The following is a 17,639-nucleotide window of genomic DNA, read 5'->3' on the forward strand; positions in this document are numbered from 1 at the left end:
GGGCGGGGCGTTCGGGAGGTGCGGTCGGGTGCGGCGGCCTGCGGCGCGGATCCGGCGACGGGCGCCGTCGCGCCGGCGCCCGGGTCAGAGAGGCGAGCCCGCGCTCGTGGTGCGGGATGCCGTGGCGGACTCCGCGTCGACCGTGGGGTCGTCGCGGTCATCCCCCTCCTCGTCGCGCGACCCGTCGGCGACCGCGGCCGCCTCGGCGCGACGCCGCGTGAGGTCCCGCGACACGTAGACGAGGTTCGGGATCACCTGGCAGAGCGCCACGGCGACGCACGAGCCGATGACGGGCCCGGCCGCGCCGGCCACGCCGATCATCCACCAGGACAGCCCGAGGTTGAGCGGCACCATGACGAGCACGGGCACGACCTGGAACACCAGCCCGCGCTTGTCCGTCATGTACATGCCGGCCGGGTACTTCGCGGCCTGCAGCGCCACGAACACGACGAACGCGATCACGAGCGGCAGGGGCAGCGTGATCGCGCCGCCGGAGACGAACGCGGCGATCCACGGCGAGGCCCCCGCGAGCGCGCCGCCGAGCAGCAGGCCGCCGAGCAGGAACCACAGCGTGGGCGCCGCGGGCGACTCCACGCGCGACGCCGACCGGGCGCTCGCGTACACGGGCCAGAGCGCGAGGCCCGCGGCCGCGATGGTCTGCAGCACGATGCCGAACAGCTGCGACGCGAGGTTGTACTGCGCCAGCTCGTCCGGCCCGGCCAGGTGGCTGAGGAGGAGGCGGCCCGTCTGCATGGCGACCGGCAGCGCGACCATCTGCACGAGCATCGGCCAGGCGAGGCCGATCGCGGGCACGCCGGGGTAGCTGCGGATGCGGGGGATGGCGCGCACGGCCTGGCCCAGCTGCGGGCGGAGGGCGCGCGCCGCGACGACCAGGCAGATCACTGACACCATCGCGTTCGCGCCGTACGACACGACCGCGAGGTAGGTGCCGGCGGGCACCGCGAGCACGACGAACGCGCCGATCACGAGGATCATCAGCGGCGCCACGACCGCCTGGCTGGCGACCTGCACGTTCGTCATCTTGAGGCTTACGAGGATCCGCTGGCCGACCGTGAGCGGGATCACGAGCCCGAACACCGCGAGGCACAGGAACGCCGCGATCTCGCCGCCGCCCGACATGAGCCCCTCGCCGAGGAGGGCCGGCCACCAGCCGAGCAGCGTGATCGCGAGGGAGACGAGCGCGATGATCCCGCCCGAGACGAGCAGGATGCGGAACGCCGTGACGATGGCGCGCTTCACGTGGTCGTCGGTGCGCGGGGCGCTCGACCCCGCCACCGCGTTGATCACGACGGCCGCGATGCCGAGGTCGGCGAACGGCAGCAGCGTGGGGAACGTGCTCAGCAGGCCGTACTGCGCGTAGGCGTCGGTGCCGAAGGACTGGATGATCATGCGGCTCGTGAGGATCCCGAGCACGCCGGAGAGCGCCATGACGCCGACCTTCACGGCCGCGGTGGAGCCGATGGCGGAGGCGAGCGACGGGGTGCGGCGGCCGGTCGCGCCGCGCCCGCCGCTCACGCGCGCTCCGGGATGCGGGCGGCGGCAGCGGCAGCGGAGGCGGGCGCGGTCCCGAACAGCACGTCGTCCGCCGCGAGGCGCCCATCGCGCGCGGGCAGCGCGGCCAGCACGGCGGCGGGGTCGACGGGGTGGCCGAGCACGGCGGCGAGGGTCGCGGCGAGCTCGGCGGGGGACGACGGGCCGGTCGTGACGCCGTGCCCGCGCGAGCGGAGCCACGGCGCGAGGCCGGTCTCCTCGGTGGTCACGATCGTGCAGCCGTGCGAGAGGCCCTCGACGATCGGCAGGCCCACCTGCTCGCGCCACGTCGGGCTGGGCTGCGAGGGGAGGACGAGCGCGGAGGCGGCGTGCAGGGCGGCGTGGATCCGGTCGCGGCCGGGGTCGACCTCGAGCACGATGCTGGGATCCTGGGCCGCGGCGCGCTCGACTTCCTCCTGCAGCGGGCCCTTGCCGAGCACGCGCAGCACGGCACCGGGGCGGGCCGCGCGCACGGCGGGCCAGGCGGCCAGGAGCACGCGGATGCCCTTGCGCTCGCTGAGCGCGCCCACGAAGACGGCGCTGTCGGCGACGGGCGCGGGATCCCGGTGGTCGTGGCGCGCGGGCAGCGCGGGCACGAGCGCGGCGGGCACGCCGGGACGGGATCCGCCGAGCACGGCGAGGTAGGTGTCGCGCGCGCCGTCGGTGCCGTAGACGACGCGGTCGACGCGGCGCATCACGGCGCGGGCGAGCACGCGCTCGCCCGCGCGACGGACGCGCGATCGCAGGCGCGCTCCGACGGGCGCCGGGAACGGGTCGGCGTTGCCGATGGCGTACGTCACGACCTCGACGCGGGGCCCGCCGACCAGGCGGCGGACGCCCACGGCGGCGAGGGCGGCGGCCGTGGCCGGGAGGCTCGAGAGCATGAGGGGCTCGTTCACCTCGAGGATCCGCACGTCGGAGCGCAGGAGGACGAGCGCCGTGCGGATCCGGCCCGCCTGCACGAGGTCGAGGCCCTGCGCGAGGTCGGCGTCGAAGTCGTACCGCGTGACCCGGTAGACGATGCTGGCGGGCGCGAGCTCGTGCGCGCGCTCCAGGTGGGCGGTGCGCAGCGACTCGTAGAGCCGCACGCGCGTCGACCGGAGCGCGGGGACGCGGAGGCCGCTCATCGCGCGTGGGTCCGGCTGCCGCCGGCGCGGGTGCCGGGCGCGCCCTCCGTCGCGTCGGTGCCGGCGGTGCGGGCGGTCACCGAGTGGGCGGACACGACCGGCGCGAGCGGCACGCCGCGCGACGCGTCGGTCGCGACGGCGGCGGGGGCGACGGGCACGAGGTCCTCGGCCCCCGTCTCCGCATCCGGGCCGTAGTAGGAGGAGTGGCGCGCGGGCGCGACGCGCGTGAGCACGACCCCGAGGGTCCGCGCGTGCACGCCGTCGAGCGCGTCGGCGGCCTCGGCCAGCTGCCCGCGCCGGGTGGCGCGCACGCGCGTCACGAGGAGCGCGCCGTCCGTCAGGTGCGCGAGCGTCAGCGCGTCGGCGGCCGGGAGGATGGGCGGCGTGTCCAGCACGACGTACTCGTACCGCCCGCGGAGCTCCGCCATGAGGGCGGCCATCGCGGCGGATCCGAGGAGCTGGTTCGGGTTCGGCGGCACGGCGCCCGCGGCGAGCACGTCGACGCCGCCCGCCCAGCCCTGGACGGCGTCGTCGAGGCTGGCGCCGCCGACGAGCACCGTGGTGAGGCCGACGGCCCCCTCGAGCCCCGTCGTCTGCGCGACGGTCGGGCGGCGGAGGTCCGCGTCCACGAGGAGCACGCGCGTCGAGTGCTCGGCGAGCGCGAGGGCGAGGTTCACGGCGGTGGTGGTCTTGCCCTCGCCGGGGAGCGCGCTGGTGATCGCGAGGGAGCGGATCGGGGTGTCGACGTCGGCGAATTCGAGGTTGGCGCGGATCCGGCGGTAGCCCTCGGCGGCCGAGCTGCGCGGGGCCGCCAGGAGCGTGATCCCGGCACCGCGCTCGCGGCGCTGCACGGAGCCGATGACGGGCGCGTCGGTCACGCGCTCCACGTCGCGCTCGGTGCGGATCCGCGTGTCGAGCAGCTGCCGGCCGAGCGCGTGGAGCACCCCGGCGGCGAGGCCCGCGAGGAGCCCGGTGAGCACGATGAGGCGCGTGTTCGGGCTGACGGGCGCGCGGGGCACCTGGGCCTCGGCGACGGTCGTCAGCGAGATCGACGGGTCGCCCGATCCGGTCGCGGGGGCGAGGCCGCCCGCCACGTCCGCGAGCGAGTCGCTCACGGCGTCGGCGAGGCGCGCGGCCTCCTCGGGCGAGCCGTCGGTCACGGACACGTCGATGATGACCGTGTTCAGGGGCGTGTCCACCGTGACGGCGCGGGCGAGGGCGTTCGGCGTGGTGTCGAGGCCGAGGCGCGCGATCACCGGCGCGAGCACCGCGGGCGTCGTCGCGAGCTGCGCGTACGACTGCACCAGGTTCTGCGAGAAGGTCGAGCCCTGCACGAGCTCGGTCGTCGTGGCGCCCTGCGTGCTCGAGACGAACACGCTGCTCGTGGAGCGGTAGCTCGGCGCGAGCGTCGTCGCGTAGCCGTACCCGGCGCCGCCGCCGACGAGCGTCAGCGCCAGGATGGAGATCCATCGTCGGCGCAGCGCTGTCCAGTAGTCGTGCGGATCCATGTGCCCGCCCCCTGTCTCTCGTGTCGTGGTCGTGTCGTGGTCGTGCGTGCGGCCCGCTTCCCGGCGGGCGTGGGCGGGCGCCGGCCCGCCCCTGCGGGAGGGACCGGCGCGCGCTCAGCGCCGGGTGGCGGCGCCGAGCATCCCGGCCACCGACCGCGCGATGCGCTGCCGATAGAGCGCGGGTCCGTGCCGGTGCTCGGCGCGGAAGCGGTCGCGGGCGGCCCGGGCGCGGTACGCGTCCCAGTCCGACGCGATGTCCTGGAGGGCGTCCGCGAGCGCGGCCGGGTCCGACGGCGGCACCAGCCGCGCGGACTCGTACCCGCCCGCGGCCTCGCGGAGGCCGGAGGTGTCGCTGACCACCACGGGCCGCGCGGCCAGCAGCGCCTCGACGGCGGTGTTGCCGAACGGCTCGTCCACCCGGGAGGGCACGACGCACGCGTCGGCGGCGGCCATGTACGGGGTGACGTCGGGGTGGAAGCCGTGCAGCGTGACGAGCGCGTCGAGCCCGAGCACGCGGATCATGGTGCGCAGCTGCTCCTCGTACCACTCGTAGCCGGGGAACACGGCCCCGACCACGTCGAGCGTCGCGGGCACGCCGCGGTCGCGGAGCTCGACGATCGCCTCGACGGCCACGTCCACGCCCTTGCGGTCGGAGAGCCGGCCGACGTAGAGCACGCGCAGCCCGCCGTCGAGCGCGTCGCGGGCGGGGACGGGAGCCGCGGGGCCGGGCACGCCGTTGTGCACGACCACGGCCCGACGCGCGACCCGGGGGAGGGCGCGGCCGAGCACCTCGACGCTGTAGCGGCTGTTCGCCACCACGCGCGTCGCGAGCAGGAGGGGGAGGGCGAGCGCGGTGCCGACGGCGCGCGACGCGGACCCCTCGGCCTCGTGCACGTGCGCCAGGACCGGGCGGCGCGTGAGACGGCCCACGAGGATCCACAGCGGGATCGTCACGGTGTTCACGTAGACGGCGTCGGGGCGGGTGCGGCGCACGAGCCGGATGCCCGCGGTGAGCCCGCGCGCCGACTGGCCGACGAGCGACGCGAAGCCGCGCGGGCGCAGCATCGCCTTCCGGAGCACGGGCGTGGGCGCGTGGTGCACGACCGCGCCGACGCCGGTGAGCGCGTCGACGAGCGGTCCGTCGGACGGCAGGGTCACGATGGTGCGGGCGCCGGCGGCCACGAGGCCCGCGACGCTCTCGAGCAGGACCCGGTCGGATCCGTACAGCTCGGCGCTCGGGTGGGCGACGAGGATCGTGCGGCCGCGGAGGTCCGCCTCCGCCTCGTCGGCCTCGGCGAGCGCCCGGTGGACGTCGGCGGGCGCGGTCACGCGGTCACCCGGGCGGCGGGACCGGCCGAGGCGGCGGGACCGGCCGAGGCGGCGGGACCGGCTGAGGCGGCGGGACCGGCGGGAGCGGCCGACGCGGCGGGAGCGGCCGACGCGGCGGCCTCGGCACGGCGCGCGTCGAGCGCGCCCATGTCGCGGAACCACTTCACCGACGCGAGCGCGAGGTGCCCGGCGTTGGCGAGCATCATCAGCGCGTAGACCGCGAGGAACACCACGGGGGCCCCGAGCAGCGCGAACACGATGCAGAGGAAGCCGTAGTCGGTGGGGATCACGAGCAGCGAGCGCAGCAGGGTCGAGCGCCCGGCCTCGGGTGCCGGGGCGCCGGAGACCCGGTGGACGCGCTTCAGCTGGTCGTTGAGGATCATCGCGAAGAAGCTCGCGGCGGCCACGATCGCGTACGCCACGGGCACCAGGAGCCACGCGTCGGCGTCCGTGGCGGGCCAGCGGAACATCGACACGAGCACCGCGAGGTGCAGCGACGAGATCTTGATGCAGTCGACGACGTGGTCGAGCCACTCGCCCGAGAGGGAGCCGCCGCCGCAGAGCCGGGCGACCTGGCCGTCGGCCGAGTCGAACGCGTAGCCCACCGCGAGCAGCAGCCACACGGCGATGCCGAGCCAGGCGGCCGGCTGCACCAGCGCGATCAGGGCGATGCCGGTGAACGTGAAGGCGGCGCTGATCCCGGTGACCTGGTTCGGGGTGAGCCCCCGGCGGTACGCCCACGCGGCGAGCAGCCGGCCGGCCGGCCGGTTGACGCGGATCGAGTACGCGGGCGCGCCGCGGGCGGCCTTCTTCTGCGCGCTCGCCAGGCGGCGGACGACGTCGGCGTAGGACTCGGCGCGCGGGTCGGTCGCGGTCGGGGCGCTCATCGGCTCTCCTCCAGGAGGAAGGAGGTGCGGCTCGCGTCGGTCGCGCGGAGCTCCGGCTCCCAGCGGGTGGCCGAGCGGACGCCGCGGCTCATCCCGTGCGTCGAGTAGCCGCGCGTCATGCGGGCCGCGAGCTCCTCGTAGCCGTCGGCGATCGCGTCCCAGTCGTAGGTCTCCTCGGCGCGCTCCTGCAGGCGGCGGCCGATCGCGACGGCCTCCTCCGCGGCGGCCTCGGCGCCCTCGACGAGCGCGGCCACGCCGGCGGCGTCCGACCAGAAGCGGCCGTCCTCGCCGAGCACGTCGCGGTTGAACACGTTGTCGTTCGCGAGCGTCGCGGTCGCGGCGCCCATGGCGCGCAGCAGCGACGGGTTGGTGCCGCCGACGGAGTGGCCGTGGATGTAGGTGAGCGCGTGCGCGTAGAGCTGGTCGAGCTGCTCCTGGTCCCACACGCCGCCGAGGCGCTGGATGCGCGGGTCGGCGGTGGCGACCCGCTCGATGCGGTCGGTGTACGCGGCGGAGTACGGCGCGGATCCGACGACGACGAGCGGCAGGGTCGCGTCGGACGCGGCGTACCCGTCGACGATGACGTCGACGTGGTTCTCCGGCTCGAAGCGCGCCACGACGAGGTGGTACTGGCCGGCCTCGAGGCCGAGCTCCGCGAGGCGGTCGCTCGCGGGATCGCGCAGGACGTTCGCGCCGTAGGTGAGGAGCTCGGTCGGGATCCCGAACTCGTGGTCGTAGTAGTCGGCGATGCCCTGCGCGTCGGAGATGAGCGCGTCGGCGCCCTTCACGGCCATCTGCTCGGCGACGCGGTAGTACCTCTTGCCCATGCGGCCCCACTTGCCGCGCTTCCACTCGAGGCCGTCGACGTGCACGGCCGTGGCCGTGCCGCGCGAGCGGATGATCGGCACGAACGGCGCGTTGGCGGCGTTGAACACGAAGGCCGCGTCCTGGCGCCTGCCGAGGGCCAGGTGGATCGCGGACAGCGCGGTGTGGCTGAGCGTCTCGATCGACTTGGTCTTGAGCGCGGGGAGGTGCACGAGCGTCATGCCGAGGTGGGTGCGCGGGCGCGAGCGGTTCGCCGAGCGGCAGTAGACGGTGACGTCGTGGCCGCGGGCGGCGAGCCGCTGCCCGATCTCCTCGATGGCGGTCTCGAATCCGCCGTACGCGGCGGGGACCCCCCGGGTCCCGACCATGGCGATGCGGAGTCGACGCGGTTCGATGACAGACATTTCAGTACGCCCCTACGGGTCGGGTGAGCACCCGGAAGGTGCGCCACATGATCATGACGTCGCCGGTCAGGGACCAGTTCTCGACGTAGTACAGGTCGAGCCGGACGCTCTCGTCCCAGCTCAGGTCGCTCCGGCCGTTCACCTGCCACATGCCCGTGAGGCCCGGCTTGATGAACAGACGGCGGTGCACGTGGCTCTCGTAGCCCTCCACCTCACGGCGCAGCGGCGGGCGCGGGCCCACCAGGCTCATGTCGCCGACGAGGATGTTCCACAGCTGCGGCAGCTCGTCGAGCGAGTACCGGCGGAGCACGGCGCCCACGCGGGTGACGCGCGGGTCCTCCCGCAGCTTGAACAGCGGGCCGGCTCCCTCGTTCGCGGCGGCGAGCGCCGCGAGCTCCGCCTCCGCGGTGGCCCGCATCGAGCGGAACTTGAGCATGTGGAACTCGCGACCGGCCTTGCCGACGCGCTCCTGGCGGAAGATCGCACCGCCCGGGCTGTCGAGGCGGACGACGACCGCGATGACGAGCATCACGGGGGCGAGCACCACGAGCGCGAGGCCGGAGACCGCGATGTCGAGCGCGCGCTTCAGCACGTGCTTCCCGCCCTCGAACTGCGGGATCTCCACATGGATGAGCGGCAGGCCCTCCACCGGGCGGAAGTGGATCCGCGGGCCCGCCACGTCGGTGAGACGCGACGCGAGCACCAGCTCGATCGACGAGCCCTCGAGCTCCCAGCCGAGCGTGCGCACCGCGTTGCTGCCGGCGCGCGGCTGGCTGGCGACGATGACGGCGTCGGCGGCGGTGCGGGAGGCGGCCGCGGCGACGGAGCCGAGGTCCGAGACGACGGGGATCCGGCGGCCGACGATGTCGAGGCCGTCGAGGTGCTCGTCGATGGCGACGCCGACGACCGTGTAGCCGGACCCGGGGCGGAGCAGGATCTGCTCGGCCACGTCCTCGACGTCGGCGCGGGTGCCGACGACGACCACGCGGGAGAGGTGGTCGCCCTGCACCCGGCGGCGGATGAGCCACTGGCGCCAGCTCCACCGCGCCACGAGCAGCGCGATCACGCCGAGCGGGAACGCGAGCACGACGTAGCCGCGGGCGATGTCGACCTCGAGGAGGAGGAACGCGATCGCGAGCGCCCCGAAGGTGATGGCCGACGCGTTGACGACCCGCTTGTACTCCGCCACGCCGACCCCGACGATGCGGGCGTCGCGGGTGCGGAAGGCGCCGAGCACGGCGATCCACGCGGCCACGACGATCACCGAGACGATGCCGTAGTCGAGCTGCAGGGACCCGGCGTCGACGGCCGCGTCGCCCGTGCCGAAGCGGGTGAGCTGCGCGACGAGCACGGTCGCGATGATGATCGCCCAGTCGGAGGCGATGAGGCGGGTGCGGTAGTCGCGCGCCCAGCGACGGCCCGAGAGGGTGAGCGGCGGGGCGGCCGCGACGCCGGATCCGATGATCGGGCGGTGCGCGGAACGCCGCTCCGGGCGCACGCGGGTGCCGCCGCCCCGGGTCGCGGGACGGTTCCGGGTGGTGCTCATCGCGTGCCGGGGAGCGCGGGCAGCGCGGGGAGCGGTCGGGGGATGCGGGGTCGGTCGGATGCGGGGAGGCGCGGCCGTCGGGTACGGACCAGCGCCGATGACGGGTTCATCGGGTGTGTGCCTGCGTTTCGGGTTACAGGTGGGTGGTGCGGGGTGCGACGCGGTCCGGGAAGACCTCGTCGGGTGCGTGGCTCCGTGGTGGGCGGCGGCTGGGTGGGCCTCGTCCGGGAGTGACCGTCGCGGGTACGACGGGAGAACACCTCGTGGTGACTCCGGCAATGCTAAACGCAGCCTGAGCCGTGTCGCCCGTCCCCCTTCGGGGGTCGGGCCGCTCCGCGAGCTACCCCAGCGTCACCGCCGCCTCCGTCGCCCCCGCCGCCACGGGCACCACGGCCTCCCGCCCGGCGTGCGCCACCCGCACGCCGCCCGCGAACGCGGTGACGCGCACGCGGCCCTCCGCGTCCGTCCGCATCGTGGCGGGTGCGAGCCGCCACTCCTCGCGGATGAGCCGGCGGAGCGCCTCGTACGACGGCTTCGGCGTGCCGTCCGCGCGCACCAGGCCTCCGGGAGCGCCGAGCCACATCCCGTCGTCGGTGAGGCCCCAGTAGGTGATGGCCGCGACGGCCGGGTGCCCGACGAGCGAGCGGTAGTGCCGCTCGATCTCGTCCGCCTGCCGCTCCTCGCCCGCGGGCGTGGACGGCCAGCTCGTGACCCGGAAGTCGTTGAGGTCGGTGATCTCGGGCGGCATCGGGTCGCCCGACAGCAGCGTCGTCTCGGTCATGTGGATCGGCAGCCCGAAGCGCGCGAACCGGTCCACGATGCCGAGCACCTCCTCCTCGCCGCGGTAGCCCTGGTGCATGTGGGTCTGCAGCCCGATGGCGTCGACCCGGATCCCCGCGTCCAGCACCTCCTCGATGAGCCGCTCGTACGCGGGCGAGAGGTCGAAGTCGTTGAGCACGAGCGTCGCGTCCGGGTTCGCGGCGCGCGCCTCCTCGAACGCCAGGCGCACCATCGCGAGCCGGCCCCGGTCGGCGGCGAGGCGCGTGATGCCGTTGTCCTCGCGGTCGAACACGGGCATGATCACGGCCTCGTTGATCGCGTCCCACGTGTCGATCACGCCGGCGAAGTCGCCGACGTCCCGCCGGATCCGCTCCCGCTGCACGCGCTCCACCTCGTCGAGCGGGAGGTCGAGCAGCCACGGTGCGGTCACGGTGTGCCAGACGAGCGGGTGCCCCTTCACGGCGACGCCGCGCTCGCGCAACCAGCGCGCGGTCGTGAGGAGGCGAGCGGTGTCGGGCCGCCCGCGCACGGGCTCGAACCGGCCCCAGTAGAAGGGGAGCGTGGCGGTGTCGAAGAGCGCGAGCCACTGCTCCGCGAGCCGCTCGAGGCCCTCGAGTCGGGCGCCGCCGAAGGTCTCCACGCCGGGGGCGTCCGGATCCGTCTCGCCGTTCGCGAGCGGGATGAGGTCGAAGGCGATGTTGCCGAACGCCACCTCCTGCGACGCCTGCTCCACCTCGACATCGGCGTGGGCGAGCGGCCGCCCGTCGGCGCCCCGGACGGTGATCACGGCCTCCGCCCGGCGGGCGTCGGGGATGCGGGTCGGTCGGCGGTCGGCGGGCGTCGCGGACATGGGTGCCTCTCGTGGGGTCGGCGCCACGCGCCCGGCGACGGCCGCCGCGGGCGGGTCGACGCGAGCCGCTGGCGGTGCGTCGGTGCGGTCGCGAGGAACCTACGCGGGCGGCGCGACGGGCGTCCACCGCGCCCCGGATGTCCGCAACCTTTCCCCCTCGGCGGCGGGTGGGGAGGGGCCGACGCGGGCGTAGCGTGCACGCAGGGCGCGGATCCGACCGGCGCCCCCGCTTCGACGACGAGGACCCCATGACCCCAGGTGCCGCCACCCTGTCCGTGCTCTACCTCGGCGGGACGGGCACCATCAGCGCCGCGTGCGTCCGGGCCTCCATCGCCGCGGGCCACGACGTGACGGTCGTCACGCGCGGCGGCGACGCGAAGGGCCGCGGGCTCCCCGCGGGCGTCACGCCGCTCGTCGCGGACGTGACGGATCCCGCCGCCCTCCGCGCCGCGCTCGGCGACCGGTCCTTCGACGCCGTCGTCGACTTCCTGTCCTTCGACGCCGCGGGCGCCGACCGCCGCGTCGACGTGTTCGCCGGCCGCACCCGCCAGTTCGTCGCCATCAGCTCGGCGTCGATCTACCGCAAGCCCGCGTTGCAGACGCCCATCACCGAGTCGACGCTGCGGGCGAACCCGTTCCTCTCCTACGCGCGCGACAAGATCCAGATGGAGGACGCGTTCCTCCTGCACCACGCGACGAGCGGCTTCCCCGTCGTCATCGTCCGCCCGTCGCACACCTACGACGAGGCGAGCCCGCCGCTCGCGGGCGACTGGACCGTCGTCGACCGCATCGCGCGCGGCGAGGAGGTCGTGGTCCCGGGCGACGGCACCTCGCTCTGGACGCTCACGCACGCCGACGACTTCGCGGTCGGCCTCGTCGGGATCCTCGGCGACGAGCGCGCCACGGGCGAGGCGCTGCACATCACGAGCGACGACGTGATGACGTGGGACCGGATCCACCACCTCGTCGCCGACGCCCTCGAGGTGGAGGCGCGGATCGTGCACGTGCCCGCCGAGCAGTTCCCCGTCGTGGAGCCCGACTGGGGCTGGTCCGAGCTCGTCGTGGGCGACCTCTCGCACAGCGCGGTCTTCGACACCACCCGGATCCGGCGGCTCGTGCCGGCGTTCCAGCCCCGGATCCCGTTCCACCTCGCCGTCCGCGGCATCGTCGCGTTCCGGGCCGCGCACCCGGAGCTCACGCGTCCGGACGCCGACACCGACCGCCGCATCGCGCGCCTGGTGGCCGCGAAGCACGCGGCCGACCGGGCGTACCGGGACGCGGCGGCGGGCTGACCCGCGCTGGCTAGCTGGCGGCGACCGCGGGGCGACCGGCGACCCGGCCGGTCCACCCGGCGCGGCCGCGCGCGACGAGCGTCATGACCACGACGGCCGCCGCGGCCACGATCGCGGCGATCGCGGCGGGCGTCGACAGCAGCTCGCCCGTGAGGCGGCCGACGGCCACCCAGGCGAGGCCCCACGCGATCGCGGCCGACGGCGCGAGCCGCCCGCCGTCGCGGAGCGCGAGCACGACGCCCACAGCGCCCGCGACCGCGAGCAGGGCCACGGCCCACGCGTCGCGCCCGGTCGTGCCCGGCTCGACGCCGGAGGCCCGGAGGATCGACGCGATGTTCGCGATCGACGCCACGCTCACCCAGCCGAGGTAGAGGCCCATCGTGCCGTCGAGCACCACGCCCTCGACGGCGGTCCGCGGGCGCGACGTCATCAGCGCGCGGAAGACCCACATCAGCGTCGCGAGCAGCGCCACGATGACCACGCCGCTCAGCACGAGGAAGCCGGCCTGGGCGGTGAGGATCCACACGGCGTTGAGCACGAGCGTCACCGCGACCGGGTAGCCGACGCGGCGCTGGCGCTCGTCGGCGCGCTGGGCGGGGAGCGCCTGCCACACCGTGTACGCGACGAGGCCGAGGTAGACGACGCTCCAGATCGAGAAGGCCGGACCCGCGGGGGCGACGGGCGTGTAGCTCGCGCTGAGCGCGCCGCTCGACGCGGTCTGGATGCTCTGGTCGCTGAAGGCGCCCGAGCCGAACGCCGAGCCGATGACGGCGAACGCCATGCTCGAGATGACGACGATCTGACGGACGACGTCCTTCATGGTGCCCATGCGGCCTGCTCCTCTACGATGGGATTGTCAGCAGGCGGATAGTCAGCCTGCTGACGATCACTGTAGCAGGAGGTGTCGCCCATGGCCGGAGGGATGTCCGCCGAGGACGAGCTCGCGAGCTGGCCCACGGGCCGGCTGCTGTCCACGGCCGCGCGCGCGGTCGAGCACGCGTGGGCGGAGGCGCTCACCACGCTCGGCGTGACGCACGCGGGCCTCATCGCGCTGCACCTGCTGCGGGACGGGCCGCTCAGCCAGATCCAGCTCGCCCGCTCCGCGCACGTCGAGACGCAGACCATGTCGCGCACGCTCGAGCGGCTGGAGCGGGAGGGCCTCGTGTCGCGCGCGCCGGATCCGCGGGACCGCCGCCGTCACGTCGTCGCCCGCACCGAGGCCGGCGCCGAGGCGTGGGCCCGCGCGCAGGACCTCGAGCGCGACGTCGTCCCCGGCATCGCCCGCTCCGAGGAGATGCGCCGCGGCCTCATCGACGTCATCCGCCAGGCCGGCCGCCCGGGGAGCGCCTCGTGAGGCGCCCCGCGGACCCGATCTCCGCCGCCGCGCCCGACCTCCCCGGCCGCGCGGTCATCCGCCAGCTCTGGAGCGACCTCGCGTTCGTGCACTGGCGCGTGGATCCGGCGCTCGTCGCCCCGCTCCTCCCGCCGGGCACGCGCCCCGACGTCCACGACGGATCCAGCTGGGTCGGCCTCATCCCGTTCGTCCTGTCGCGCAGCGCCTTCCCGCCCTTGCCCGCCGTCCCGTGGGCCGGCACCTTCGCCGAGCTCAACGTGCGGCTCTACAGCGTCGGCGACGACGGCCGCCGCGGCGTGGTCTTCCGCTCCCTCGAGGCCGCGAAGCTCCTGCCGGTGATCGGCGCCCGCGTCGGCCTCGGCCTCCCGTACATGTGGGCGTCGATGACGCACGCCGAGCAGGACGGCGTCGTCACGTACACGTCGCGCCGGCATACGGGCGCGCGCCCGTCGTCCCGCATCTCCGTCCGTCCGCTCGGCGAGGAGGTGGAGGGCGATCCGCTCGCCGACTTCCTCACCGCGCGCTGGGGCATGCACGTGGCCCGCGGCGGCGTCACGCGCTACTGGCCGAACACGCACGACGCGTGGACCCTGGAGCGCGCCGAGCTGGTGGACCTCGACGACGAGCTGGTCGCGGCCGCCGGGCTCCCCGGGATCGTCGACCGCGCGCCCGACTCCGTGCTCTTCTCCCGCGGCGTCCGCACGGAGTTCGCGGGGCCGATGCGCCCGCGCGCCTGACGCCGGACGGAGCCCGCCGGGTCGACACCGACCGGGTCGGCGCCCGCGCGGCCGACGTCGCCGGGCGCCCGCCCGCTCCCTACCGCTTCGCGCGCGGCGTCCGCGTCGAGCGGGCCTTCCCGCCCGACAGCTCCTCGATCGTCAGCGCGGCGCTCACGAGCGCCAGGTGGCTGAGCCCCTGCGGCAGGTTGCCGAGGAACGCGTGGTCGTCAGCGTCGATCATCTCCGAGTAGAGGCCCACGTCGTTGCCGAGCTCGACGAGCTGGTCCATGAGCTCGCGGGCCTCGTCGATGCGCCCGACGCACGCGAGCGCGCCCGCCATCCAGAAGGCGCATGCGGTGAACGTGCCCTCCTCCTCGGGCATGCCGGAGTAGCGGTAGAGGAGCGGGCCGCGGCCGAGCTCCGAGCGGAGGGCGTCGAGGGTGCGGGACATGCGCTCGCCGCGGTCGAAGCCGGAGATCGAGTGCAGCAGGATGCTCGCGTCGAGCCGCTGGCTGCCCGGGTGCATCACGTAGGCCCCGCGGCCCTCGTCCCAGCACTCCTCCTCGACCCAGGCGCGGATCCGGTCGCGCTCGGCCCGCCACCGGTCCGGAACCCCGGGGATCTGCCCCACCTCGGCCAGCTCCACGGCGCAGTCGAGCGCCTGCCAGCAGCCGAGCTTGGAGGTCGTGTAGTGCTGCTCGTCCTCGAGCTCCCACATGCCGGCGTCGCGCTTCTGCCACATGTCGCAGGCGCGGTCCGCGAAGGTCGCGAGCAGGCGGCCGGTGTCGGCGTCGAGCACGTTGCCGTCGCGCACGTAGGTGCGCACGACGTCGAAGAGGTCGCCGAACACGCCGAGCTGCAGCTGCGCCTGCGCGTCGTTGCCGTCGACGACCGGGCCGACGCCGCGCCAGCCCGGCACCTCGGGGTTCGAGCTGCCCTCGGGCACGCCGCCCTCGAGCGAGTAGAAGACGTGCAGTTCGGGGCCGTTGTCGCGGATCGTGCGGAGCATCCACGAGACGGCCGCGTGCGTCTCCTCGCGGAGCCCGAACTTCACCAGCGCGTTCACCGTGTAGGCGAGGTCGCGCACCCAGGCGAAGCGGTAGTCCCAGTTCTTGCCGCCGCCCATGCGCTCGGGCAGCGAGGTGGTGGCGGCCGCGGCGATGGACCCGGTGGGCGCGTGCACGAGCAGCTTCAGCGCCAGCGCGCTGCGCTGCACCTGGTCGGACCACTCGCCCTCGTACCGGAACTCGGTGCTCCACTGCTCCCAGTTGCGGATGGTGCGGTCGATGCCCTCGTCCACGATCTCCGGGTTCGGGATCCGCACGGGCTCCCGCTCGGTGCCCACGAGCGTGATCACGTGCCGCGACCCCTCCGCCGTGGTGAACGCGCCCGAGACCGACTGGGTGCCGGGCTCGGCCGGCCCGTGGTCGAGGCCGACGACGGCGAGCGTCACGCCGTCGACGCGGATCACCGGCCCGTTGTGCGTGGACTGCACCCACGGCGACGAGGTGGCGAGCGCGGTGCCGGGCGCCACGAGCCAGCTCATCGCGACCTCGCCCGTGAGCCCCTCGATGCGCCGCCCGAGCTCCGCCCACGGCAGCCGCCCGGCGACGCCCGTGACGAGCGCATCGGTGACGCGCACGCTGCCGGACGCCGTGGTGAAGGTGGTGGTGAGCACGTTGGTGCCGGAGACGTACGCGCGGCTGACCTCGAAGTCCTCGTCGGGTCGCAGGGTGATGCGCCCGCCGTGCGGGGCGTCGAGGATCGCGGCGAACGCGGGCGGGGTGTGCAGGTCGGGCAGGGGCAGCCAGTCGATGTCGCCGTCCTCCGCGATGAGCGCGACGGTGCGCCCGTCCCCGATGGCGGCGTAGCTGCGGAGCGCGATGTAGCCGTCGATGCGCTCGGGTGCGGGGCGGGATGCGGGCGTGGCCATGGGACTCCTGTCGGCGCCGGCCGCGAGGATCACCGACACCTCCAGTATCCCCGCGCCGCCGCCGCGTAGGCCGCGCCGGGGCGCCCCAGGACATGACGGGCCGCCGGGAGCCGTCCCGGGCCGGCGATCGCGGATCGGCCCATCCGGGTTCCCCCGGCTTCCGAACCTGACCGATGCGCCCGGAGCCGACCCGAACGGTTCCGGTCGCCGCCCGCCGGACAGCGTCGTCCGCGCGGGGGATCCCCGTGCCCCGCTCGGGGGGAGGCCGCACCCGCCGACCCGGGGATACGATCAGCGGACCCGAACCCGCGCCGCCCGCAGGTGTCGCCCGCTCCCGCCCAGGCGCCCCAGAGATGAGCCATGGCCCTCCCCTCCATGAGCCCGCGTTCCCGCGCGCGCTCGGACTCCGCCCTCCGTCCCGCGTCCGCGCCCGATGCCGCCGCCCGCCCCCGCTTCGAGTGGATCGATGCGGGCAAGGGCGCCTGCATGGTGCTCGTCGTCCTGCTGCACCTGTCCCTCATGTTCGAGAACGAGGTCAACGAGGGTCCCGCCGCCCTGTGGTGGGACGTGAGCGCCGCGTTCGCGCCTCTCCGCATGCCCCTGTTCTTCTTCATCTCCGGCTTCCTCGCGATGCGCGCCGTGAGCCGCCCGCTCGCGCAGACGCGCGGCCGGACCCTCGGCATCCTCTCCGTCTACGCGATCTGGACGCTCCTCTTCCTCGCCCGCCTCTTCGTCCCGCAGGCGCGCGGCGGCGGCGAGGCCCCCACGCCCGGGCAGCTGCTCCTGAGCGTCGCTCTGCCGACGTCGTACTGGTACCTCTGGGCGCTGCCGGTCTTCTTCGTCATCGCCTGGGCGTGCACGCGCCTCCTCGGCCGGCATCGGGCGTGGGCGCTCGTCGCGTTCGCGGCCCTCGCCCTCGCCGCGCCCGCCCTCAAGCCGCTCACCGCGGGCCTGCTCACCGAGCCGCTGGACGCTGTGAAGGCCGGCTCCGTCGCGGCGAACCTCGTCTGGTTCTTCGCCGGCGTCGTGGGCCGCGACGCGTGGCTCGCCCTGATGCGGCGCGCGACCCTCGTCACCGCCGCCGCGGGGATCCTCGCGTACGCCGGCGTCTTCGCGCTCCTCAGCGCGACCGGGCACGGGCCCGTCCTGACCTTCGCGATAGCCGGCGTCGCGCTCCTCGCGAGCAACCAGGTGCTCGCCGTGGCAGGCATGGCGAACCCGCTGTCGCGGGCGCTCCGCTGGGTGGGGCGGCAGACCCTGCCCGTGTACGTCTTCCACATCTTCCTGGTCTCGGCGCTCAGCGCGGCGCTGAAGCTCGCGGGCCTGGTGCCGCTGCTCCGGGAGCACACGTACGCCTGGGGCGCGATCCTGCCGATCGCGCTGCTCGTGCCCGTGGTCGTCGCGAGCCGGGTCATCGGCGCCGCCGTCCTCGGCTCACCGCTGCGCTGGACGCTCGAGGGCCCGCGCTGGCTGACGGCGAGCCGCGCCCCGGCGCCCGAGGCCGTCGCGCGTTGATCCGACCCGCTCGGGCCAG

Annotated in this window: 14 protein-coding genes; 4 read left to right on the forward strand and 10 right to left on the reverse strand. The window is 75.1% G+C overall.

Annotated features, from left to right (window positions below):
• Positions 1 to 84: 84 nt before the first annotated feature.
• From AWH51_RS05460 to AWH51_RS05495, 8 genes are all read right to left on the reverse strand, one after another.
• Positions 85 to 1,536, reverse strand: coding sequence for a polysaccharide biosynthesis protein (locus tag AWH51_RS05460; protein WP_217491908.1), 1,452 nt, complete (start codon positions 1,534 to 1,536; stop codon positions 85 to 87).
• Entirely contained in the window at positions 1,533 to 2,678 is a 1,146-nt protein-coding gene (locus tag AWH51_RS05465; RefSeq protein WP_081234897.1) for a glycosyltransferase, read from the reverse strand. The genes AWH51_RS05460 and AWH51_RS05465 overlap by 4 nt, the downstream gene beginning before the upstream one ends.
• Positions 2,675 to 4,186, reverse strand: a complete 1,512-nt coding sequence (locus AWH51_RS05470) for a polysaccharide biosynthesis tyrosine autokinase (protein WP_063071103.1) — start codon at positions 4,184 to 4,186, stop codon at positions 2,675 to 2,677. Before AWH51_RS05470 ends, AWH51_RS05465 begins: the two co-directional genes overlap by 4 nt.
• 114 nt (positions 4,187 to 4,300) lie before the next feature.
• Entirely contained in the window at positions 4,301 to 5,515 is a 1,215-nt protein-coding gene (locus AWH51_RS05475) for a glycosyltransferase (RefSeq protein WP_063071104.1), read from the reverse strand.
• A complete protein-coding gene (locus AWH51_RS05480; RefSeq protein WP_254654488.1) occupies positions 5,512 to 6,402 on the reverse strand; it encodes a CDP-alcohol phosphatidyltransferase family protein in 891 nt (296 codons plus the stop codon). Before AWH51_RS05480 ends, AWH51_RS05475 begins: the two co-directional genes overlap by 4 nt.
• Positions 6,399 to 7,631: a DUF1972 domain-containing protein gene (locus tag AWH51_RS05485; RefSeq protein WP_063071105.1), complete on the reverse strand. Its 1,233-nt coding sequence runs from the start codon at positions 7,629 to 7,631 to the stop codon at positions 6,399 to 6,401. The genes AWH51_RS05480 and AWH51_RS05485 overlap by 4 nt, the downstream gene beginning before the upstream one ends.
• A 1-nt stretch (position 7,632) precedes the next feature.
• Entirely contained in the window at positions 7,633 to 9,177 is a 1,545-nt protein-coding gene (locus AWH51_RS05490; RefSeq protein ID WP_063071106.1) for a sugar transferase, read from the reverse strand.
• Between the two features lie 340 nt (positions 9,178 to 9,517).
• On the reverse strand, positions 9,518 to 10,807 hold the full coding sequence (locus AWH51_RS05495) for an endo-1,4-beta-xylanase (protein ID WP_063071107.1): 1,290 nt from the start codon (positions 10,805 to 10,807) through the stop codon (positions 9,518 to 9,520).
• Between the two features lie 248 nt (positions 10,808 to 11,055).
• On the opposite strand from AWH51_RS05495, the gene AWH51_RS05500 reads away from it, so the two are divergent.
• Positions 11,056 to 12,099, forward strand: coding sequence for an NAD-dependent epimerase/dehydratase family protein (locus AWH51_RS05500; RefSeq protein ID WP_063071108.1), 1,044 nt, complete (start codon positions 11,056 to 11,058; stop codon positions 12,097 to 12,099).
• A gap of 10 nt (positions 12,100 to 12,109) precedes the next feature.
• Here the strand turns inward: AWH51_RS05500 and AWH51_RS05505 are convergent, their stop codons facing one another.
• Positions 12,110 to 12,928, reverse strand: coding sequence for a TspO/MBR family protein (locus tag AWH51_RS05505; RefSeq protein WP_063071109.1), 819 nt, complete (start codon positions 12,926 to 12,928; stop codon positions 12,110 to 12,112).
• A gap of 81 nt (positions 12,929 to 13,009) precedes the next feature.
• Here AWH51_RS05505 and AWH51_RS05510 point away from each other — a divergent pair, with 81 nt between their 5' ends.
• Positions 13,010 to 13,453 (forward strand): MarR family winged helix-turn-helix transcriptional regulator, encoded by a 444-nt coding sequence (locus AWH51_RS05510; RefSeq protein ID WP_063071110.1) that lies wholly within the window; start codon positions 13,010 to 13,012, stop codon positions 13,451 to 13,453.
• Complete coding sequence (locus AWH51_RS05515; protein WP_063071111.1) at positions 13,450 to 14,190, forward strand: YqjF family protein; 741 nt, start codon at positions 13,450 to 13,452, stop codon at positions 14,188 to 14,190. The genes AWH51_RS05510 and AWH51_RS05515 overlap by 4 nt, the downstream gene beginning before the upstream one ends.
• 79 nt (positions 14,191 to 14,269) lie before the next feature.
• Here AWH51_RS05515 and AWH51_RS05520 read toward each other — a convergent pair whose 3' ends face one another.
• Positions 14,270 to 16,105, reverse strand: coding sequence for a glycoside hydrolase family 15 protein (locus AWH51_RS05520; RefSeq protein WP_063071127.1), 1,836 nt, complete (start codon positions 16,103 to 16,105; stop codon positions 14,270 to 14,272).
• Positions 16,106 to 16,465: 360 nt separating this feature from the next.
• Here AWH51_RS05520 and AWH51_RS05525 point away from each other — a divergent pair, with 360 nt between their 5' ends.
• Positions 16,466 to 17,620, forward strand: coding sequence for an acyltransferase family protein (locus tag AWH51_RS05525; protein ID WP_063071112.1), 1,155 nt, complete (start codon positions 16,466 to 16,468; stop codon positions 17,618 to 17,620).
• The last annotated feature ends 19 nt before the right edge of the window (positions 17,621 to 17,639 follow it).

The sequence above is a fragment of the Clavibacter tessellarius genome, from assembly GCF_001618005.1.
Taxonomy (GTDB): Bacteria; Actinomycetota; Actinomycetes; order Actinomycetales; family Microbacteriaceae; genus Clavibacter; species Clavibacter tessellarius_A.

Excerpts from the sequence above, each read along its gene's own strand:
- AWH51_RS05465 (WP_081234897.1), bottom strand. The coding sequence starts at position 2,678 with ATGAGCGGCCTCCGCGTCCCCGCGCTCCGGTCGACGCGCGTGCGGCTC.
- AWH51_RS05470 (WP_063071103.1), bottom strand. The coding sequence starts at position 4,186 with ATGGATCCGCACGACTACTGGACAGCGCTGCGCCGACGATGGATCTCC.
- AWH51_RS05480 (WP_254654488.1), bottom strand. The coding sequence starts at position 6,402 with ATGAGCGCCCCGACCGCGACCGACCCGCGCGCCGAGTCCTACGCCGAC.
- AWH51_RS05485 (WP_063071105.1), bottom strand. The coding sequence starts at position 7,631 with ATGTCTGTCATCGAACCGCGTCGACTCCGCATCGCCATGGTCGGGACC.
- AWH51_RS05490 (WP_063071106.1), bottom strand. The coding sequence starts at position 9,177 with ATGAGCACCACCCGGAACCGTCCCGCGACCCGGGGCGGCGGCACCCGC.
- AWH51_RS05495 (WP_063071107.1), bottom strand. The coding sequence starts at position 10,807 with ATGTCCGCGACGCCCGCCGACCGCCGACCGACCCGCATCCCCGACGCC.
- AWH51_RS05500 (WP_063071108.1), top strand. The coding sequence starts at position 11,056 with ATGACCCCAGGTGCCGCCACCCTGTCCGTGCTCTACCTCGGCGGGACG.
- AWH51_RS05505 (WP_063071109.1), bottom strand. The coding sequence starts at position 12,928 with ATGGGCACCATGAAGGACGTCGTCCGTCAGATCGTCGTCATCTCGAGC.
- AWH51_RS05510 (WP_063071110.1), top strand. The coding sequence starts at position 13,010 with ATGGCCGGAGGGATGTCCGCCGAGGACGAGCTCGCGAGCTGGCCCACG.
- AWH51_RS05520 (WP_063071127.1), bottom strand. The coding sequence starts at position 16,105 with ATGGCCACGCCCGCATCCCGCCCCGCACCCGAGCGCATCGACGGCTAC.
- AWH51_RS05525 (WP_063071112.1), top strand. The coding sequence starts at position 16,466 with ATGGCCCTCCCCTCCATGAGCCCGCGTTCCCGCGCGCGCTCGGACTCC.